Annotated in this window: 21 protein-coding genes and 1 pseudogene; 15 read left to right on the top strand and 7 right to left on the bottom strand. The window is 70.1% G+C overall.

What is annotated here, in order from left to right; genetic code table 11:
• Positions 1 to 27: 27 nt before the first annotated feature.
• Positions 28 to 738: a FadR/GntR family transcriptional regulator gene (locus DMC64_RS33415; protein ID WP_125736748.1), complete on the bottom strand. Its 711-nt coding sequence runs from the start codon at positions 736 to 738 to the stop codon at positions 28 to 30.
• A gap of 106 nt (positions 739 to 844) precedes the next feature.
• Here DMC64_RS33415 and DMC64_RS33410 point away from each other — a divergent pair, with 106 nt between their 5' ends.
• From DMC64_RS33410 to DMC64_RS33400, 3 genes are read left to right on the top strand one after another with little or no spacing between them, the layout of a single operon-like run.
• On the top strand, positions 845 to 1,147 hold the full coding sequence (locus DMC64_RS33410; RefSeq protein WP_016336348.1) for an L-rhamnose mutarotase: 303 nt from the start codon (positions 845 to 847) through the stop codon (positions 1,145 to 1,147).
• Positions 1,144 to 2,115: an aldo/keto reductase gene (locus DMC64_RS33405; RefSeq protein WP_125736747.1), complete on the top strand. Its 972-nt coding sequence runs from the start codon at positions 1,144 to 1,146 to the stop codon at positions 2,113 to 2,115. The genes DMC64_RS33410 and DMC64_RS33405 overlap by 4 nt, the downstream gene beginning before the upstream one ends.
• A complete protein-coding gene (locus DMC64_RS33400; protein ID WP_125736746.1) occupies positions 2,112 to 2,936 on the top strand; it encodes an amidohydrolase in 825 nt (274 codons plus the stop codon). The genes DMC64_RS33405 and DMC64_RS33400 overlap by 4 nt, the downstream gene beginning before the upstream one ends.
• Before the next feature lie 251 nt (positions 2,937 to 3,187).
• Here DMC64_RS33400 and shbA read toward each other — a convergent pair whose 3' ends face one another.
• The 4 genes from shbA to DMC64_RS33380 all read right to left on the bottom strand — a co-directional run bounded on the left by shbA (position 3,188) and on the right by DMC64_RS33380 (position 5,236).
• Positions 3,188 to 3,844 (bottom strand): RNA polymerase sigma factor ShbA, encoded by a 657-nt coding sequence (shbA, locus tag DMC64_RS33395; protein WP_016336345.1) that lies wholly within the window; start codon positions 3,842 to 3,844, stop codon positions 3,188 to 3,190.
• Between the two features lie 250 nt (positions 3,845 to 4,094).
• Positions 4,095 to 4,397, bottom strand: coding sequence for a DUF202 domain-containing protein (locus DMC64_RS33390; protein ID WP_125736745.1), 303 nt, complete (start codon positions 4,395 to 4,397; stop codon positions 4,095 to 4,097).
• Positions 4,394 to 4,744 carry a YidH family protein gene (locus DMC64_RS33385; RefSeq protein ID WP_125736744.1) on the bottom strand — a complete coding sequence of 117 codons (351 nt, stop codon included), beginning with the start codon at positions 4,742 to 4,744 and terminating at the stop codon, positions 4,394 to 4,396. Before DMC64_RS33385 ends, DMC64_RS33390 begins: the two co-directional genes overlap by 4 nt.
• A 36-nt stretch (positions 4,745 to 4,780) precedes the next feature.
• On the bottom strand, positions 4,781 to 5,236 hold the full coding sequence (locus DMC64_RS33380; RefSeq protein WP_125736743.1) for a GtrA family protein: 456 nt from the start codon (positions 5,234 to 5,236) through the stop codon (positions 4,781 to 4,783).
• 172 nt (positions 5,237 to 5,408) lie between these two features.
• On the opposite strand from DMC64_RS33380, the pseudogene DMC64_RS33375 reads away from it, so the two are divergent.
• Positions 5,409 to 5,609 (top strand): annotated as a pseudogene (locus DMC64_RS33375) (hypothetical protein); the annotation flags it as partial.
• A gap of 96 nt (positions 5,610 to 5,705) precedes the next feature.
• The gene (locus tag DMC64_RS33370) at positions 5,706 to 6,017 is read left to right on the top strand and encodes a hypothetical protein (RefSeq protein WP_037342176.1); all 312 of its coding nucleotides are present in this window, start codon (positions 5,706 to 5,708) and stop codon (positions 6,015 to 6,017) included.
• A gap of 28 nt (positions 6,018 to 6,045) precedes the next feature.
• Here DMC64_RS33370 and DMC64_RS33365 read toward each other — a convergent pair whose 3' ends face one another.
• On the bottom strand, positions 6,046 to 7,170 hold the full coding sequence (locus tag DMC64_RS33365; protein ID WP_125736742.1) for a glycerate kinase: 1,125 nt from the start codon (positions 7,168 to 7,170) through the stop codon (positions 6,046 to 6,048).
• Positions 7,167 to 8,132, bottom strand: coding sequence for a D-glycerate dehydrogenase (locus tag DMC64_RS33360; protein WP_125736741.1), 966 nt, complete (start codon positions 8,130 to 8,132; stop codon positions 7,167 to 7,169). The genes DMC64_RS33365 and DMC64_RS33360 overlap by 4 nt, the downstream gene beginning before the upstream one ends.
• Before the next feature lie 159 nt (positions 8,133 to 8,291).
• On the opposite strand from DMC64_RS33360, the gene DMC64_RS33355 reads away from it, so the two are divergent.
• The 10 genes from DMC64_RS33355 (at position 8,292) to DMC64_RS33310 (ending at position 15,580) form a co-directional block, all read left to right on the top strand.
• Positions 8,292 to 8,819, top strand: a complete 528-nt coding sequence (locus DMC64_RS33355; protein ID WP_125736740.1) for a hypothetical protein — start codon at positions 8,292 to 8,294, stop codon at positions 8,817 to 8,819.
• 147 nt (positions 8,820 to 8,966) lie between these two features.
• Entirely contained in the window at positions 8,967 to 9,776 is an 810-nt protein-coding gene (locus tag DMC64_RS33350) for a CoA transferase subunit A (protein ID WP_125736739.1), read from the top strand.
• Positions 9,773 to 10,528 carry a CoA-transferase subunit beta gene (locus DMC64_RS33345; protein WP_037342182.1) on the top strand — a complete coding sequence of 252 codons (756 nt, stop codon included), beginning with the start codon at positions 9,773 to 9,775 and terminating at the stop codon, positions 10,526 to 10,528. Before DMC64_RS33350 ends, DMC64_RS33345 begins: the two co-directional genes overlap by 4 nt.
• A complete protein-coding gene (locus DMC64_RS33340) occupies positions 10,525 to 11,703 on the top strand; it encodes a thiolase family protein (RefSeq protein WP_125736738.1) in 1,179 nt (392 codons plus the stop codon). The genes DMC64_RS33345 and DMC64_RS33340 overlap by 4 nt, the downstream gene beginning before the upstream one ends.
• Before the next feature lie 28 nt (positions 11,704 to 11,731).
• Positions 11,732 to 12,466, top strand: coding sequence for a protocatechuate 3,4-dioxygenase subunit beta (gene pcaH / locus DMC64_RS33335; protein ID WP_037342185.1), 735 nt, complete (start codon positions 11,732 to 11,734; stop codon positions 12,464 to 12,466).
• A complete protein-coding gene (gene pcaG, locus DMC64_RS33330) occupies positions 12,466 to 13,014 on the top strand; it encodes a protocatechuate 3,4-dioxygenase subunit alpha (RefSeq protein WP_125736737.1) in 549 nt (182 codons plus the stop codon). The genes pcaH and pcaG overlap by 1 nt, the downstream gene beginning before the upstream one ends.
• Positions 13,007 to 13,801, top strand: coding sequence for a 3-oxoadipate enol-lactonase (gene pcaD, locus DMC64_RS33325; protein WP_125736736.1), 795 nt, complete (start codon positions 13,007 to 13,009; stop codon positions 13,799 to 13,801). Before pcaG ends, pcaD begins: the two co-directional genes overlap by 8 nt.
• Positions 13,798 to 14,202, top strand: coding sequence for a 4-carboxymuconolactone decarboxylase (pcaC, locus tag DMC64_RS33320; RefSeq protein WP_125736735.1), 405 nt, complete (start codon positions 13,798 to 13,800; stop codon positions 14,200 to 14,202). The genes pcaD and pcaC overlap by 4 nt, the downstream gene beginning before the upstream one ends.
• A 9-nt stretch (positions 14,203 to 14,211) precedes the next feature.
• A complete protein-coding gene (locus DMC64_RS33315) occupies positions 14,212 to 15,018 on the top strand; it encodes an IclR family transcriptional regulator C-terminal domain-containing protein (RefSeq protein WP_125736734.1) in 807 nt (268 codons plus the stop codon).
• Complete coding sequence (locus DMC64_RS33310) at positions 15,011 to 15,580, top strand: NTP transferase domain-containing protein (protein WP_125736733.1); 570 nt, start codon at positions 15,011 to 15,013, stop codon at positions 15,578 to 15,580. Before DMC64_RS33315 ends, DMC64_RS33310 begins: the two co-directional genes overlap by 8 nt.

Here is a 15,580-nt window from a genome sequence, read left to right as displayed (position 1 = left end):
GAGGGCGTGAGAGAGGAGAGAGCGGTGTCAGGAAGCTTCGGCGGCCGCGGTGGGGTCGTCGGCGGTGCCGAGCGCATTGCGGAGCCACTGCTCGACGCCGGCCACGTGCACGGTGGCCCACGAACGCGCGAGTTCGGGTTCACGGGCCGCGATGGCCTCGTAGATCGCCGTGTGCTGCTCGCGGGTCTTCGCGACCGCGCCCTCCTGGGTGAGCCCGCGCCAGATGCGGGCGCGCGCGGTGGGGCCGGACAGGCTGTCCAGCAGCGAGCACAGCACCGGATTGCCGGAGCCGTCGGCGATCTTGCGGTGGAACTGCAGGTCGTTCGCGACCAGCGCCTCCACCGTCGGCGAGTCGGCCAGTTCGTCGAGCAGGCGGCCTAGTTCCGCGATGTCCTCGTCGCTCATGTGCAGTGCGGCCAGCGCCGTCGCCGCCGGTTCGAGGATCCGGCGGACGGCGAGGAAGTCCAGCACGGTGTCGTCGCGGTGGAAGTCCACCACGAACGTCATCGCGTCGAGGAGGAGATTCGGTTCGAGGCTGGTGACGTACGTCCCGTCGCCCTGGCGGACGTCGAGCACGCGGATCAGGCACAGTGCCTTCACCGCTTCGCGCAGCGAACTGCGGGACAGGCCGAGCCGCTGGGCCAGTTCGGCCTCCTTCGGCAGCCTGTCGCCCGGAGCAAGCTCGCCGGAGATGATCATGTCCTTGATCTTGTCGATCGCGACATCGGTGACCGGCATGTTCCACCGCCCTCCCCGAAGACCTCGGATGTTTGAGTGTTAGTTGACAGAGTGCCATGTTTCGAATGAAGGAGGCGCGGTGACCCACGGTGTCGCACTACAAAGAGTGGCACTCCACACCCGGCTGAAGCCGGGCAAGGAGGCCGAATACGAGTCGGTCCACGCCGTCATCCCGCCCGACCTGGACGAAGCCCTGCGCGGTGCGGGGGTGCGTTCGTGGCGGATCTGGCGGGACGGTCTCGACCTGTTCCACGTGGTCGAGGTCGAGGACTACGCGAAGATGCGCGCGGTCCTGCGCGATCATCCGGCCAATATTCCCTGGCAAGCTCGGATGTCCGAACTGCTCGACGTCGAGGACGACTACTCGGGCAACGATTCGGGGATCGGCCTCGTCTGGGAGCTTCCGTGAAGCTTCCCCTGTCCCCACTGGGGCTCGGCTGCGCGCAGCTGGGCAACCTGTACCACGCCATCACCGACGAGACGGCCGAAGCGACCGTCCGCCAGGCGTGGGACGAAGGCATCCGCTATTTCGACACCGCCCCGCACTACGGGCTCGGGCTGTCGGAACGACGGCTGGGCGCGGCGCTTTCGGCGTATCCCCGCGCGGACTTCGTGGTGTCGACCAAGGTCGGCCGGGTACTGGAGCCCGATCCCGACGGTGCTTCGCGGACCGACTCGCAGGGTTTCGTCGTTCCCGCCGCGTACAAACGACGGTGGGACTTCAGCCGCGACGGGATCCTTCGGTCGCTTGAGGACAGTCTTGAGCGGCTCGGACTCGACCGCGTCGACGTCGTCTACGTGCACGACCCCGACGAGCACTTCGAGGACACTGTCAACGGAGCGTTCCCCGCGCTGCTCGAATTGCGCGAGCAGGGTGTCGTCGACGCCATCGGCGCCGGGATGAACCAGGCGCCGATGCTCGCGGAGTTCGTCCGCCGGTTCGATCTCGACGTGATCCTGCTGGCGGGCCGGTACACCCTGCTCGACCAGCCCGCTCTCGACGATCTCCTCCCGTTGTGCGCGGAACGCGGGGTGGACGTGGTGGCGGGCGGCGCGTTCAACGCCGGGATCCTCGCGACCACGGCACCGGGCACGATGTACGACTACGCCGAGGCCCCGGCCGAACTGGTCGAACGCGCCCAGCGGATCGCCGACGTCTGCGCGCGGCACGGTGTCGAACTCCCGCAAGCCGCGCTGGCGCTGCCCGCCGCGCATCCCTCGGTGGTGTCCGTCGTCGTCGGCGCGCACGATCCGGACCAGGTCCGGCTCAACGCCGAACGCTTCCGCCGCCCGGTGCCGCGCGAGTTGTGGACGGACCTGATCCGTGCGGGACTGTTGCGTGAGGACACCGTGCTGCGGGAGGAAGGACAGTCGTGATCGACGCGCACCACCACCTTTGGGACCCGTCGCGACGGGACTACCCGTGGATGACCGGCACGGCGCTGGAGCCGATCCGGCGTCCGTACACAGTGGACGATCTCCGCACGGTGACGAAGGCGGCGGGGGTGAAGGGGACCGTGCTGGTGCAGACGGTCTCGTCGGAGGAGGAGACGCGCGAGTTCCTTTCCGCGGCGCGGGACGAACCGCTGATCGCCGGCGTCGTCGGCTGGACCGATCTCACCGCTCCCGACGTCGCCGAGCGCTTGGCCGCGTTTTCCGGGCCGCTGGTGGGAATCCGGCACCAGGTCGAGGACGAGCCGGACCCGTCGTGGCTGACGCGGCCCGAGGTCCTGCGCGGTCTCGCCGCTCTTGGCGAGGCTGGACTGGCGTACGACCTGCTGGTCAAGCCGCCGCAGCTTCCCGCGGCCCTCGCCGCCGCGAAAGCGTTGCCGGATCAGGTTTTCGTCCTCGACCACGCCGCGAAGCCGCCGATCGCCTCGGGTGAATGGCAGCCGTGGGCGGACGGTGTCGCGGCCTTGGGGGAGCTGGACAACGTGTACTGCAAGCTTTCGGGGCTGGTGACCGAGGCGGACTGGGCGCGGTGGAAGGTCGGTCAGCTGGCGCGCTGGTCCGAGCACGTGCTGGAGTCGTTCGGGGCTTCGCGGCTGATGTTCGGCTCCGACTGGCCGGTCTGCGAACTGGCGGCCGCGTACGAGGTCGTCGTGGACACGGCGTTTTCGCTCACGGGTTCGCTGAGCGACGCCGAGCGGCTGGAGTTCTTCGACGGGACGGCGCGGCGGGCCTATCGCCTTACGTGACGCTGCGCAGTATTGCCCGGGGGTCGTGAGTGGCGATGGTCGTTCTAACCCTCTTTACCACTCACGACTCCCCGCGAAACCGGACAAGAGAACCGTCCCTTGAACCCGTCAGGCGAGGACGCCACCTTCACGCGAGTCACGAGATACGACGAAACCCCGGCGGGAAACCGGGGGAAGGAAGAAAGTGGGCGGCGCGGGGTCCGGGCGCCTGAGAACCGCCGATCGACGACCTGCGGCAGGGGGAGAAAAGATCAGAACTCGTCCTGTTTGACCATCGTCCGCAGGCGGGCCAGTGCGCGGTGCTGTGTCACGCGTACGTTGCCGGCGGAGATCCCGAGTGCCTCGGCGGTTTCGGCGGCGGACAGGCCGACGGCGATGCGGAGGGCGAGGATCTCCTGCTGTACCCGCGGGAGGGTGGAGAGCAGGCGGTTGAGGCGGGCACCGAGGTCCAGGTGCAGGGCGTGGGTTTCGGGTTCGTTGTCGCCGATGGGCCGCTCCGGCAGTTCCGGTACCGGTTCCGACCGGTCGCGGGAGACGGCGCGGTAGGCGTCGGCGACCTTGTTGGCGGCGATGGCGTGCACGAGGTAGAGGAACGAGCCGCCGCGATCCTGGTAGCCGGGCAGTGCTTTCAGCACCGCCATGCACACTTCCTGCGCGACGTCGTCCGCCGACAGGTAGGACAGGTCGCGGCCGCCCATTCTGGCGCGGCAGTACCGGACCACGACGGGGCCGATCATCCGCAGCAGGGACTGGATCGCGGCGGGATTCCCGTCGCCCGCGTCCTTGACGAGGGGATCGAGGTCCTCCTTCGTCAGCCGTCCGCCCGGTCGAGGCAGGTGCTCCGGAGTCGTGTATCCGGGGACCGCATCGGGGGTGACGGTTCTGGACGCGCTTGAAGTTGCTTGCATGGTCGTCCTCCCCGGCCGACCCTGCGACCGTCGCTGTCGAGGGGTCAACACTCCGTAACGATTGAGGGCGGCAGATGCTCCGTAAGATCAGATCCATCTGCCGCCGTTGCGACGCAGCGTAATCGTAAGCGTGGATCGGACGGCAGTAAAGATTTCAACTAGAGATAGCCCGTTCGCCGGAGTCGGCTTAATACAACCGAGACTCTGCGTCGCGAAAAGAGGCTCCGGCGTCGCTGGATGTGCGCGGGACTTAGCGCACCGCGATCAGCGCGGCCGCCGTCGCTACGACGAGTGCCGACGTTGTGACAGCAAGGATCGGGTTAAGAGGTTTCGGGGTTTCCGGACGGCGCAGTGCTCGTTCACGGATCGCGCCGACGGCGGTCAAGGTGATCACCATGGCCCCCGCGAAGGCGACCGGGATGACCGCCGTGCCCCATCCTCGCCGGGCCGCGGTGTGCAGGAGAAGGAGTGTGCAGCCAGTAGCCGCGAGCGCGGTCCGGCGCCAGGCGAGCCCCGTCCGTTCCGCTTGCGCTCCGTGATCGGCCGGGTTCACGAGAAGACGACCAGTGCCGCGGCGGTCAGGGTGATCACGAGGATTCCGGCGGTCAGCAGGAGCAGCATCCCGCTCTTCGGCAGCGGCCGCCCCGTGCGCATCGCGGTCTGCACCCGCCGCCAGCGCGGATAGGCGCTCGCCGCGAGCACGGCGGCCAGTACGACGCACAGCCCGGCCAGGACGGTGCTCAGCGCGCTCGGATCGGGGACCAGTTGATGGACGGCGACGCCGCCGGCCAGCAGGCCCAGTGCCGTCCGGAGCCAGGCGAGGAACGTCCGTTCGTTGGCGAGCGTGAAGCGGTAGTCGGGTTCCGAGCCGCCGTCGTGCGGGCCGTTGATCTCTGCCACGCGATGAAGACTAGGCGGTGTCCGGCCAGCCTGCGCCTAGGCGTTCCGGCGCGCGAAGACCCACCAGCGAAGAACCGCGAAGCGCGCGATGCCGCCCACGACGCTGGCCGCGAGCAGTGCGCCGGTCTGTTCCAGTGCGGTCGGCTCGGTGACCACCGCGTCGAGGGAGGCGAGCACGATCGAGCCGTACACGGCGTAGAAGGCGAAGGTCACCAGATCCTGGAAATGCCGCTTGCCCGCGTGACTCTTGCGGGTGGCGAAGGTGACCCGGCGGTGGAACTCGGTGTTCCCGACGGTGGTGACCGCGAGCGCGACCAGATTGGCCAACTGCGGGCCGAGGATCGGTTGCAGGAGAAGGAACAGCACCGCCTGCAGGCCGGTGGCGGCGACGCCGGCGACGACGTACCAAGCGGCGTGGTTGCCGAGTTCGTGGTGCCGCTCCGGCGCGCGCCGGATGATCCGGTGCCCTGGCGCCCACCTGGTGGTGGTCATACCGACGACGCTACTCCTTGTTTCACAAACTTGTGAAGCTAATGAACCACCTGAGAAACTGTGATCCCCGCGACAGCGCCGCCGTTTGGCCTGCGGAGACGCCGGGTACGCCACCGGGACGGGGTCGAGTACAGCACGCCCCGGGCAACGTCCGACCAGGAGGGAGCGGCCGATGAGCGATCGTGAGAGCGCGGAGCCGGAAACGCTGGATCCCAGTGAGGCGCTCGACGAGGACGAACTCCGCGTCGACCCGCTCGAAGAAGGGGTCGAACCGCCCGAGCACTGGAGTGGCGCCGACCGGTTCGGGACCACACCCGCGGAGATCCGCGAAGGGGAGTCGCACGCCATGCGGCTGGCGGAGGAGGAGCCGGACGTCGGCGAGAAATGATCTTCACTCAGACGGCGGGCCATGCCGACACCCCCTAGCGTGGTCGGTCAAGTGCAAGACCGCGACGAAGGAAGGGCAGAGATGCTGACAGTCACCGAAGCCGCCGCCGAGGCGATCACCGCACTGACCGGGCAGGAGAACGGCCAGGACGGAGGCGGGCTGCGGTTCGCCATGCATTCCCAGCAGGGGGACAATCCCCAGCTCGCGGTTTCCGTCGCTCCGGAGCCGGAAAGCGGCGACAAGGTCCTCGGCGCCGACGGCGGCCCGAAGGTGTTCTTGGAGCCGGAAGCGGCCGCGTTGCTCGACGACAAGGTCCTCGACGTCCAGCAGGACGAAACCGGCGAAGTCGCCTTCGCCGTACTTCCGCAGGCTCAGCCCCAGCCCGGTAGCTGAGCCCGCGGGCAGGCGTCGCTGCCCAGGCTCAAGTACGGGCCCAGGCGCGGACCAGCTCGCCGGCTCGCTCGCGCAGGAGTTCCGCCGCGTGCGCACGCGCGTGGTCGAGTGAAGGCGCGTGGTCGATCAGGGCGGCGCTGCCCACGACCCCGAGGCCGGTGAGCTGGCTCTCGTCCAGCTGGATCCGCCCGGCCAGCACCATCAGCGGTACCGCGTGTTCCCGTGCGCGGGCCGCGATGCCCGCCGGTGCCTTGCCGTCGAGGCTCTGCTCGTCCAGCGAGCCTTCGCCGGTGATCACGAGGTCGGCGTGTTCGATGGCGCCGGCGACCCCGGTGAGCCCGGCGATGAGCTGGAAACCGGATTCGACGCTCGCGCCGAGTCCCGCGATCGCGCCCGCCGCGACTCCGCCACCCGCGCCCGCTCCGGGAACATCGGAGACATCGGGCGCACCGGCGGTCCGCAACGCCTGCGCCCAGCGGGACAGGGACTCGTCCAGTTGCTCGACTTCGCGCGGGCCCGCGCCCTTCTGTGGGCCGAAGATCGCGGCCGCGCCTCGAGGGCCGAGCAGCGGGTTCGTGACGTCGGTGGCGACGGCGACCTCGACGGAACCGAGCCGTTCACGCACCGGGCCGAGTTCGGCCAGCGCGACCCGGCCCAGCGTGCCGCCGCCGAGCCCGACCGGCGCGCCGAACGCGTCGAAGACCCCCGCACCCAGCGCCGCCAGCATCCCGGCGCCGCCGTCGGTGCTCGCCGTCCCGCCGACGGTCAGCACCAGCTGCCGCGCGCCGTTGTCGAGCGCGTGCGCAAGCAGTTCCCCGACGCCCCAGGTGTGCGCGGCGAGCGCCACCTGCGGGCTCGGCTCGACGAATTCGATCCCGCAGGCGCGGGCCGATTCGATGTAGGCCGTGCCGTCGAGGGTCACGTAGCGGGCGTCGACGGTGTCGTCGAGCGGCCCGCGGACGGGGAGTTCCACGAGACGGCCACCCGCCGCGACGAGGACGTCGAGTGTTCCTTCGCCGCCGTCGGCGACCGGGCAGGACGAAACCTCGGCTTCGGGCAGCGCGTCGCGGACGCCGTGGGCGATCGCCTCCGCGGCCTCGACCGCGGTCAAGCTTCCCTTGAACTTGTCGGGCGCGATGACCACACGAGTCATGGACGAACCTCCGTCAGCGGGTTTCCGCCGGTGAGCACCGACGCGACGTTCTCGGCCGCGAGCACGGCCATGGCAGTACGGGTCTCGACCGTCGCCGATCCGAGATGCGGCGTCAAGACGACGTTTTCGCGATCCAGCAGGCGTGGTTCGACCTCGGGTTCGGCTTCGAACACGTCGAGGCCGGCCCCGGCGATTTCCCCGGCTTCGAGCGCGTCGGCCAGCGCGGCCTCGTGGACGACGGGACCGCGTGTGGTGTTGATCAGATACGCGCCCGGTTTCATCGCCTTCAGCGCGTCCGCGTCGACGAGATGCTGGGTCTCCGGCGTCAGCGGGCAGTGCAGGGACACGACGTCGGAGCTTCGCAGCAGTTCGTCGAAGGGCATGTACTTCGCGCCCAAGGTCTTCTCGACGTCTTCGTCGGCCCTCGATCGTCCTGAGTAGACGATCCGCATGCCGAAACCGAGCGCCCGCCGCGCGACCGCCTGCCCGATCTGTCCGAGCCCGACGATCCCGAGTGTCTTGTCCTGCAACGAAGAGCCGAGCAGGAAACCCAGATGGAACGACCAGGGCGTGCGCGAGCGGATCAGCCGTTCGCCCTCGCCGAGCCGTCGCGTGACCGCGAGGATCAGCCCGAACGCCAGATCCGCGGTGGCGTCGGTGAGCACGCCGGGGGTGTTGGTGACGGTGACGCCGCGGCCGGCCAGCGCCGGGACGTCGATGTTGTCGTAGCCGACGGCCACGTTCGCCACGACCTTCAGGTCCGGGCCCGCCGCGTCGGCGACCTCCCCGTCGATCCGGTCGTGCAGCATGCCGACGATCGCGGACGAGCCGCGGACGAACTCGCGCAGTTCGTCCGGCGTCAGCGGCCGGTCGGCGCGCGACAGTTTCACCTCCCCGGCCTCGGCGAGCACTTTCAGCGCTTCGTCGGGAATCCACCGGGTCACCGCGATCGTCGAGGTCACGCGCTCAGCCTAGTGTGCGGCGGTTGGTATCCCAAATACGGGAAATCCCCGTTATGAGGGAGGCGCTTCCCCTGCGCGGGGGAGTCGTCACCGTCCGATATCCCGGGATGGTGAGTGGTGCGGAAACGCTCCGCGACCAGGGGATTCAAGGGGTGGAACATGAAACGATCACGAGAACTCGCGGCCGTCGGCGCCGCGATGGTCCTCGCCACGACACTCGTCGCGGCCGGTCCGGCGTCGGGTGCGGAAGCGGGCAAGGGCGAACCGGCCGAGCCGAGTCTCGTCGGCAGCGCCAAGATGCTGCGCAAGGACGGCCAGGACGTCCGGTTCGCCTTCGACGCGCACGGTCTCTTCCCGGAGAGCGGGGGGACGTTCCGGGTGAGCCACGTGGGCGACGGATTCTCCGCCTACTTCCGCGGCAGGATCGACTGCCTGGTCGTCGGCGGCCCGGTCGCCGTCGTCACCGGCATCGTCGAGGACACGGACGTCCCCGGCCTCAAGGACCGCCGCGTCGGGATGACGGTGTACGACAGCGGCAAGCGTGATCGGCTCGGCTACAGCTGGGGGCCGGATCCCGAGCACAAGCAGATCGTGCCGCCGTGTCTGAGCAGCGCGACCTTCGAACGGGTCGAAAGCGGGGATTTCAAGGCCGTCGAATGGTTCCCGCCCGGCAGTGGGCTCGGCTGACCACAGCAGCTCCGCCATCTTCTTCGCGGATCCCGGGTTCCGGCCACGTTCGCGTTTGGTTGCACGGTCGCGCCGGCTGAGCTATGTTCATATGTAGAACATGTGTGCGCGATCCGAACAGCATCATGAACAGCCTGGAGGGTGGGGATGGCGGAGCTGCTGTCGTTGAAGGAGGCCGTGGCACGGCTGGTGCACGACGGCGACACCGTCGCGCTCGAGGGCTTCACGCACCTCATCCCCGTGGCCGCCGGGCACGAGATCATCCGCCAGGACCGCACCGGCCTGACGTTGGTCCGCATGACGCCGGACATCGTCTACGACCAGCTCATCGGCGCGGGCTGCGCGAGCAAGCTGATCTTCTCGTGGGGCGGCAACCCCGGGGTCGGCTCGCTGCACCGGTTCCGTGACGCGGTCCAGCACTCCTGGCCGGTGCCACTGGAGATAGAGGAACACAGCCACGCGGGTATGGCGAATCGGTACGTCGCCGGTGCTTCGGGCCTGCCGTTCGCCGTCCTGCGCGGCTACACCGGAACCGATCTCCCGGCGCAGACCGACACGATCAAACCCATCACCTGCCCGTTCACCGGTGAGCGGCTGGCCGCGGTCCCCGCGCTCAACCCGGACGTCACGATCGTCCACGCCCAGCGCGCCGACCGGGCGGGCAACGTCCAGATCTGGGGGATCACCGGCGTCCAGAAGGAGGCGGTGCTCGCGGCGAAACGGTCGTTGGTCACCGTCGAGGAGATCGTCGACGAGCTGGAGCCCCGGCCGGGCGCGATCGTGCTGCCGTCGTGGGCCGTCACCGCCGTGGCCGAGGTTCCCGGCGGCGCGAGGCCGTCGTACGCGGCGGGCTACTACGAACGGGACAACGACGCCTACCAGGCATGGGACGCGATCGGCCGGGACAGGGAGAGCTTCACCCGCTGGCTCGACGAGCTGACGGGAGTGAAGGCATGACCGAGTACACCTCCGACGAGATGATGAGCGTCGCCGCGGCCCGCGCGCTCGGCGACGGGATGTCCTGTTTCGTGGGCATCGGCCTGCCCAGCACGGCCGCCAACCTGGCTCGCCGCGGGCACGCGCCGAACCTGACGCTGATCTACGAATCCGGCTGCCTCGGCGCCAAACCGACCAGGCTCCCGCTGTCCATCGGCGACGGCGAACTCGCCGACACCGCGGACGCCGTGGTCAGCGTCCCCGAGGTCTTCAACTACTGGCTCCAGCCGGGGCGGATCGACGTCGGTTTCCTCGGCGCCGCCCAGCTGGACAAGTTCGGCAACATCAACACCACCGTCATCGGCCCGGACTACGCCAACCCCAAGGTGCGTCTGCCCGGTGCGGGCGGGGCGCCGGAGATCGCCGCCTCCTGCCGCGAGGTGTTCGTGGTGCTCCGGCAGAGCCCCCGCACGTTCGTCGAGAAGGTCGACTTCGTGACGTCGTTCGGCCACGGCACCGGCAAGGGCGATCGCGAACGCCTCGGACTCCCCGGCGCCGGGCCGACGCTGGTGGTCACCGACCTCGGCCTGATGCGGCCCGACCCGGAGACCGCCGAGCTCACGCTCACCGAACTGCACCCCGGTGTAGAGGTCGATCAGGTCGTCGAAGCGACCGGGTGGAAACTGAAGGTGTCCGGCGACCTGGGCACCACCCCGGCGCCGACCGAGGCAGAACTCCGCATCCTCCGAGACCTCAAAAGGGCGAGCGCATGACCGACGTCTTCCTGTTCGACGCCATCCGTACCCCGTTCGGCAAGTACGGCGGCGCCCTGTCCGGGGTGCGCCCGGACGATCTCGCCGCCACCGTGCTGCGGGCACTGGCCGAGCGCAACGACCTCGACCCGGCCACCGTCGACGAGGTCGTACTCGGCGACGCCAACGGCGCGGGCGAGGACAACCGCAACGTCGCGCGGATGGCGGCGCTGCTGGCGGGCTGGCCGACCACCGTGCCCGGCGCCACGGTGAACCGGCTGTGCGGCTCGGGCCTCGACGCCGTCATGCAGGCCAGCCGGACGATCCAGGTCGGCGACGCCTCGCTCGCGGTCGCCGGCGGGGTCGAGTCGATGAGCCGCTCGCCGCTGGTCATGCAGAAACCGGAGAAGGCCTTCCCGGCGGGCAACCAGACGCTGTACTCCACCGCGCTGGGCTGGCGCATGGTCAACCCGAAGATGCCCGAGCAGTGGACGGTCTCGCTCGGCGAGTCCACCGAGCAGCTCGCGGAGCGCTACGGCATCGGCCGCGACGAGCAGGACGCGTTCGCCGTCCGCAGCCACGTCAACGCCGCCCGCGCCTGGGACGAGGGCTTCTACGACGACCACGTCGTCCCGGTCGCGGGGGTCGAACTCACCCGCGACGAAGGTATCCGCCCGGACTCCAGCCCGGAGAAGCTCGCGAAGCTGAAGCCCGTCTTCCGTCCACAAGGGACGGTCACGGCCGCGAACGCGTCGCCGCTGAACGACGGCGCCTCCGCGCTGCTGCTCGGCGACGAGGCGGCGGGCAAGCGGCTGGGCAAGGCGCCGCTGGCCAGGATCGCCGGCCGGGGCGCGGCGGGTGTCGATCCGGACGTCTTCGGCATCGGCCCGGTACGCGCGGCCGAGATCGCCTTGGAGCGAGCCGGGATCGGCTGGGAGGACCTGGCCGCGGTGGAGCTGAACGAGGCCTTCGCCGCGCAGTCGCTGGCCTGTCTGCGGGACTGGTCGAAGCTCGACCCGGAGATCGTCAACATGAACGGCGGAGCGATCGCGATCGGGCATCCGCTGGGCGCCTCCGGCGGCCGGATCGTCGGCACCCTGGCCCACCACCTGCGCCGCACCGGCGGCCGATGGGGGCTGGCCGCCATCTGCATCGGCGTCGGCCAGGGGCTGGCCATCGTCGTCGAAGCCCAGTGACCCACTGACCCGCGCTGGAGGGAACAGCATGTCGGCACCCGCAGAACTGAGGCTCCCGCGCTACCGGCGCGATCCGGAGGGCACGCATCCGCCGCTCGATTCCGCCGGCTACCGGTCGACGGCGCTGCGGCACCCCAAGGAGCCGTTGATCGTGCTCCCGCATCTGCTGACCGAGGTCACCGGGCCCGCGCTCGGCCCTGGCCGGATCGGTGAGTTCGACAACGACCTCACCAAGGGGCACGCGGGGGAGCCGCAGGGCCAGCGGATCATCGTCACCGGGCGGCTGCTCGACGGCGACGGGCGGCCGATCCGCGATTCGCTCGTCGAGATCTGGCAGGCGAACGCGGGCGGCCGGTACCGGCACACCGGCGACCGCTGGCCGTCGCCGCTCGACCCGAACTTCGACGGCGCGGGCCGGACGCTCACCGACTCCGAAGGGCGCTACACCTTCACCACCGTCAAACCGGGCGCGTACCCGTGGAAGAACCACGACAACGCCTGGCGGCCGGCGCATATCCACTTCTCCGTCTTCGGCAGCGCGTTCACCCAGCGGCTGGTCACCCAGATGTACTTCCCGGAAGACCCGCTGTTCTCGCAGGACCCGATCTTCAACTCCATCCCGGACGAGAAGGCGCGGCAGCGGATGATCGCGCGTTTCGACCTCGACCGCACGGAAGCCGAGTGGGCGCTGGCCTTCCAGTTCGACATCGTCGTGCGCGGCCGGGAGGCTTCGGTCTTCGAGGACGAGGAGGACGAGCACTGATGCCGGAGACGACGCCTTCCCAGACCGTCGGCCCGTACCTGTCCATCGGCCTGCCCTGGCCGGACGGCCCGGACGTCGTCCCCGCGGACGAGCCGGCCGCGATCCGCATTCACGGCCGCGTCCTCGACGGCGCCGGCGAACCGGTGCCGGACGCGATGATCGAGACCTGGCAGGCCGACGCCGACGGCCGGTTCGACCACCCCGACGACCCGCGCGGAGCGGTCGCGAGCGGGTTCCGGGGCTTCGGCCGCTGTCCCACCGGCCCGAACGGCGACTACGAGATCCGGACGATCATGCCCGGCTCGCTGCCCGGACCGGCGGGCGGCGAGCAGGCGCCGCATATCGACGTCTCGGTGTTCGCGCGCGGGCTCCTGCACCGGGTGGTCACGCGGATCTACTTCGAGGACAACGACAACTCCGGGGATCCGGTGCTGGCGTCGGTCCCGGAGGCGCGCCAAGGCACCTTGATCGCCACCAAGACCGGCGACGGCTACCGGTTCGACATCCGGTTGCAGGGCGAAGGGGAGACGGTGTTCTTCGATGTCTAGGTCTTCGGTATCCGAGCCGGTGAAGGTGCACAGCGTCGCGGAGGGGCCTGCCGACGGCCCGATCGTGGTGTTCAGCGGATCGCTCGGCAGCGATCACCGCATGTGGGAGCCGCAGGTGAAACCCTTGGTGGAGCGGGGTTTCCGGGTGATCCGGTACGACACCCGCGGGCACGGCGCGTCCCCGGTGCCCGCCGGGCCGTACACGCTCGCGGATCTCGGCGGTGACCTGCTCGCGCTGCTCGACGAGCACGGTGCCGAACGAGCCCATGTCGTCGGGCTGTCGCTCGGCGGGATGACCGGGATGTGGCTCGGCGTCAACGCCCCGGACCGGATCGCGAGTCTCGTGCTGTGCTGCACGTCCGCGAAACTCGGCCCGCCGAGCATGTGGGCGGACCGGGCGAAGACGGTCCGGGAGCACGGCACCGCGGCGGTCGCCGAGGCCGGGGTCGGCCGCTGGCTGACCACCGGGTACGCCGCCGCGTATCCGGAACAGGCCGAGTACCTGCGCGAGATGATCGCGGGCGTCCCCTCCGAGGGCTACGCTGCGTCCTGCCAGGCCATCGAACGGATGGACCTCGTCGACGATCTGCCCAAGATCGCGGCGCGGACCCTGGTCATCGCCGGGGCCCAGGATCCGGCCACCCCGGTCGAGCACGCCGAGGTGATCGCCGGCGGCATCCCGGACGCGCGGCTCGAGGTCGTCGAAGACGCCGCCCATCTCGGGAGTTTCGAGCAGCCCGAGCGGTTCAGCGCCCTGATCCTCGAACATCTGGAGGCCGCCCGATGAGCGAAGACCCCTACGCGACCGGCATGAGGGTGCGCCGCGAGGTCCTCGGGGACGAGCACGTCGACCGGGCCGTCGCGCGCACCACGGAGTTCAGCCGCCCGTTCCAGGACTACATCACCCGGGGCGCCTGGGGATCGGTCTGGTCGCGGGACGGGCTCGACCGCAAGACCCGCAGCTGCGTCACCCTGGCCGCGCTCACCGCGCTGCACGCCCACGAAGAACTCGCGATGCACGTCCGCGCCGCCGTCCACAATGGACTCACCGCGCAGGAGATCTCCGAGGTGCTGCTGCACACCGCCGTCTACGCGGGCGCCCCGGCCGCCAACGCGGCGTTCGCGGTGGCCCAGCGGGTACTGGCCGAACTCGGTGAGCCTGCGGCCCAGAAAGAGGGTGGCGGTTAGGGTTCTCCCATGGACGAAGGCGAGGTGACCGAGCGCGGGGCGCATCATGTCCAGTCGCTGGAGCGCGGGCTGGCCGTGATCAAGGCGTTCAACGAGGACGCGGCCGAACTCACGCTGAGCGACGTCGCCCGGGCGACCGGGCTGACCAGGGCGGCCGCCCGCCGGTTCCTGCTCACCCTCGTCGACCTGGGCTACGTGCGCACGGACGGCAAGTACTTCTCGCTCACCGCGCGGGTCCTCGAACTCGGCTACTCGTACCTGTCGAGCCTGTCGCTGCCGGAGGTCGCCCAGCCTCATCTCGAACGGCTCTCCGCCGAGGTGCACGAGTCGAGTTCGATCTCCGTGCTCGAAGGCCCGGACATCGTCTACGTCGCGCGCGTGGCCGTCTCGCGGATCATGACCGTCAGCATCAACGTCGGGACCCGTTTCCCGGCCCACGCGACGTCGATGGGGCATGTCCTGCTGGCGGGCCTGGAGGACGACGACCTGCACGGCTACCTCGACGCGGCCAAACTCGAAAAGCTGACCGCGCATACGCTGACCAGGCAAAAGGACCTGCTCGCCGAGCTGGAGAAGGTGTACCGGCAGGGCTACGCGATGGTCGACCAGGAACTCGAAGAGGGCCTCCGCTCGATCGCCGCGCCGATCCGGGACCGACGGGGGAAGGTCGTGGCCGCGGTCAACCTCTCCACCCACGCCAGCCGCACCACGCCCGAGTCGGTCGAAAAGGAACTGCTGCCGTCGCTGCTCGCGGCGGCGCGGGCCATCGAGGCCGATCTGGCCTCGGCGCCGCCGACCAGGGCGAGGCATGGCTGAGGTCGCGGGGCTGCTCCTCGCGGCCGGGGCCGGGCGCCGGTTCGGCGGACCGAAGGCACTGGTGGTCCTCGACGGCGAACCGTTCGTCGTCCGGTCGCTGCGGGTGCTCGCAGAAGCGGGCTGCGTCCCGGTCCGGGTGGTACTGGGCGCCTCGGCCGCGCAAGCCCGTGCGCTGCTGGCCGACCCCGAGGCCGCCGTCGTGGCCGAGGACTGGGAGTCCGGCATGGGTGCGTCACTGAGCGCGGGTCTGGGCGCGCTCGCCGAAACCGATGCCGAAGCCGCCGTCGTCCATCTCGTGGATCTGCCCGGGGTCGGTGCCGAGGTGGTCCGCCGGGTCGCCGACGGGGCCGACGAGAACACCGTCGCGCGTGCCGCTTACGACGGCGTTCCCGGTCATCCCGTGGTTCTCGGCCGTCGCTGGTGGCCGGAGATCGTCGCGGGCGCGTCCGGGGACAAGGGTGCCCGCGACTGGCTCCGCGCGCGCCAGGACCTGAGGCTCGTCGAATGCGGTGACCTCGGCACCGGGCACGACGTGGACCGCCGCGAGGATCTTCCAGGCTGA

The organism is Amycolatopsis sp. WAC 04197, from assembly GCF_003947475.1.
GTDB classification, from domain to species: Bacteria; Actinomycetota; Actinomycetes; order Mycobacteriales; family Pseudonocardiaceae; genus Amycolatopsis; species Amycolatopsis japonica.
This window is presented reverse-complemented; position numbering and strand designations above follow the sequence as displayed.